The sequence below is a fragment of the Candidatus Jordarchaeum sp. genome, from assembly GCF_052745115.1.
In genome coordinates this window covers 1-1,630 of record NZ_JBRAKS010000547.1, presented here as the reverse complement: position 1 = coordinate 1,630, position 1,630 = coordinate 1, and the positions used below count along the sequence as shown (strand labels likewise).

The 1,630-nt window shown below is 35.2% G+C and carries 3 protein-coding genes and 1 pseudogene; 3 read left to right on the top strand and 1 reads right to left on the bottom strand.

What is annotated here, in order from left to right; translation table 11 throughout:
* Positions 1 to 58: 58 nt before the first annotated feature.
* The 3 genes and pseudogenes from ACUVXA_RS20700 to ACUVXA_RS20690 form a co-directional block, all read left to right on the top strand.
* Positions 59 to 373: pseudogene (locus ACUVXA_RS20700) on the top strand (nucleotidyltransferase domain-containing protein); the annotation flags it as partial.
* Between the two features lie 12 nt (positions 374 to 385).
* Positions 386 to 808, top strand: coding sequence for a type VII toxin-antitoxin system HepT family RNase toxin (gene hepT, locus ACUVXA_RS20695; RefSeq protein WP_445873188.1), 423 nt, complete (start codon positions 386 to 388; stop codon positions 806 to 808).
* Positions 809 to 947: 139 nt separating this feature from the next.
* Complete coding sequence (locus ACUVXA_RS20690) at positions 948 to 1,127, top strand: transcriptional regulator (protein ID WP_445873187.1); 180 nt, start codon at positions 948 to 950, stop codon at positions 1,125 to 1,127.
* A gap of 293 nt (positions 1,128 to 1,420) precedes the next feature.
* On the opposite strand, the gene ACUVXA_RS20685 is transcribed toward ACUVXA_RS20690, so the two are convergent.
* The coding region (locus tag ACUVXA_RS20685; protein WP_445873186.1) for a hypothetical protein at positions 1,421 to 1,630 on the bottom strand (210 nt) is incomplete at its 5' end.

Here is a 1,630-nt window from a genome sequence, read left to right as displayed (position 1 = left end):
AACCGAACACCATTTAGGCGGTGTCCTAAATGGGTAAGTTTCGGACAACGGTTACGCGGATGAGGTGAGCGATATAGATCTGGGACTCGTACTAAGAAAAGAGTTTGAGCCCGACCCTCTATATCCTGCTAGAATTGCTAATGAGTTAGAAAAAAAGCTGAACTCAAAACGTGAAATTGACGTTAGAATACTGAATGGGCAGTCGGTAAGATTTGTTTACCAAGTGATCAAGGAAGGAAAAGTGGTTTTTTGCAGAGATGAGGAGGAAAGAGTAGAGTTCGAAACGACTATAACAAAAAGCTACCTAGATTTCAAACCCTTATATGAAGAATATGATAGAATAAGAAGAAGACGAATAATAACCTCATACTGAGGGGGGAGTCTTTTGGAGGTAGATAGAAATCTTATAGAAGGAAAAATAGACATAATTGAACGGAATATAAAATTCTTAGAGCAGTATAAAGATTCTAAAATTAAAGAATTTGAAAAAAATTATAAAGATATTCAAGCGGTAAAATACTCTCTTCTCGAGATAATTGAATTTTGTATCGACATTGCCAACCACATAATCTCGGTTAGTGGATATAGGAGAGCAGAGACGTACAGTGAAATATTCCAAATTCTCGGTGAAGAAAAAGTCATTAGTCAAGGATTGTCCGAGAAAATGCAAAATATGGCAAAATTCAGAAACCTGCTAGTTCATAGATACGGGGAAATTGAAAACAGAAAATTGCTGGAAATAATTAAAAAAAACTTGGACGATGTTAAAGAATTCGAAAAAGAAATTGAAAAAAACATCTTGGAATAATGACCATAGGCAGTGTAAGGTACCGAGTATAGATGGTTAGATAAGCATATTAATTATTAGAACGATTAACGCATAGTTAAAAATTTTAAACCCAATGTAGCATATTTATTATCATCTATTAAAAATGAGGTGAAAATGAATGGGAGATGCTGAAAAAGTGGTGCTGGAAGCAATGAAGAAGGCAGGAAAACCGGTAAGACCGGGAGATGTGGCAAAGATTACCGGCTTGGAGAGTAAACAGGTGTCTGCGGCGATTCAAAATCTGAAAAAAGAAGGAAAAGTCATGTCACCCAAAAAATGCTACTGGGCACCAAAATAAAGCATAGTGTTTCATAACAAAATTTAACAATTGCTTTTGGTTTACCGCTGTTAAAAGAAGCGTTTTAAACACACCTGTACTAGAAAAGAAATAATTAGTGGAATTCTAAGAAGAATACTACTGTTAACAATATTATCCTAAACCACTACAACAAGTATGCTAAAATACTATTTTTAAATTTTTAAACCATTCAATATTGCCTTTCACTAATTCTTGTCGCGAATAAGTGTATATTGATTTTTTCTTATTCTAAAAATGGGAAAATATAAGGAATAGTACTGAATGTGGCTTAATTAGTCATCTCTCTTAATCCAAAATTCAAGTTCCTGCTGCCGCTTTTCAAATCCTCCATTATCGAGTTGACGAGATGTATATGCTTTTTTGAGGTTGGCACTGATTTTAAACTGGGGCAAACCAGTATACGGTCTTCTTATCCTTACTCTGTCTTCCCGTTGTCCGAAACTTACCCATCTAGGACACTTCCAGATGGTGTTCGGTTCCTG

What these genes read in the sequence shown, in the direction of transcription:
- ACUVXA_RS20690 (WP_445873187.1), top strand. Translation starts at nt 948, where the DNA reads ATGGGAGATGCTGAAAAAGTGGTGCTGGAAGCAATGAAGAAGGCAGGA.